The sequence below is a fragment of the Ornithinibacter sp. genome, assembly GCF_035443565.1.
Classification (GTDB): Bacteria; Actinomycetota; Actinomycetes; order Actinomycetales; family Dermatophilaceae; genus Fodinibacter.
Genome location: NZ_DAORSO010000435.1, coordinates 1 through 1,060 on the forward strand (window position 1 = coordinate 1; position 1,060 = coordinate 1,060).

1 protein-coding gene and 1 pseudogene are annotated in these 1,060 nt (G+C 72.3%); both read left to right on the forward strand.

What is annotated here, in order from left to right; genetic code table 11:
* Positions 1–735, forward strand: a 735-nt coding sequence (locus PLL68_RS15775) for a flavin reductase family protein (protein ID WP_324535726.1), incomplete at its 5' end; no start/stop codon positions are given.
* 17 nt (positions 736–752) lie between these two features.
* Positions 753–1,060, forward strand: a pseudogene (locus PLL68_RS15780) (acyl-CoA desaturase); the annotation flags it as partial.

Here is a 1,060-nt window from a genome sequence, read left to right on the forward strand (position 1 = left end):
GTCGTCTCCACGCACCTCGTGCGCCGGGCCCGCCCCGGCACCCTGGTCATGCTCGACCAGGCCACCGGCGACTTCTGCCTGCCGACCCCGGCGCCGGCCAAGGTGCTCTTCCTCACCGCCGGCAGCGGCATCACCCCGGTGATGGGGATGCTGCGCAACCACCTGGGTGAGCTCGCCGACGCCGCCCACGTGCACTGCGCCCCCACGGCATCCGACGTGATCTTCGCCGACGAACTGCATAGCTACGCCGACAGCGGCCGCCTCGCCCTGACCCTGAACCTCGACGACGAACACGGCGTGCTCGACCTCGAGAACCTCGACACCCTCGTGCCCGACTGGCGCGAGCGCGAGACGTGGCTGTGCGGGCCGACCGGGCTGCTCGACGCCGCCGAAGCCCACTGGGCCGCGGCCGGGCTCGCCGACGCGCTGCACACCGAGCGGTTCCGCCCGAGCACCATCGAACCCGGTGAGGGCGGCACCGTCACCTTCTCCGCCAGCGGCCGCACCGTCGAGACCGACGGCGGCACCCCGATCCTCGACGCCGGCGAGGCAGCCGGCGTCCTCATGCCGAGCGGATGCCGCATGGGCATCTGCTTCGGCTGTGTCGTCACCATGCGCGAGGGCGCGATCCGCGACCTGCGCACCGGTGACATCACCGTCGTCGAACCGGGCGACGAACTGCCCGTCCAGACCTGCGTCAACGCCGTCGCCGGCGCCTGCGACCTCGACCTCTGACCCCGAGAAGGACCCCCATGACCCTCGCCCCTGAGCGCCTCACGCCGCAGCACCTCACGCCGCAGACCATCCCCGCCCACGCATCGACCAAGCCCAGCGGCATCAATCCCCGCCTGTCGGTCACCAGCCTGACCCCGCGCCCCCAGCGCCCCGCGCTGAAGAAGTCGGGCCGCCCGAACCCGGCCGCGCACCTCACCCCCGAGCAGATCGAGGGCATCGGCGTCGAGCTGGACGCCCTGCGCAAGCAGGTCATGGACAGCCGCGGCGAGCGCGACGCCGCCTACATCCGCAAGGTCATCAAGACCCAGCGCTACCTCGAGATGGG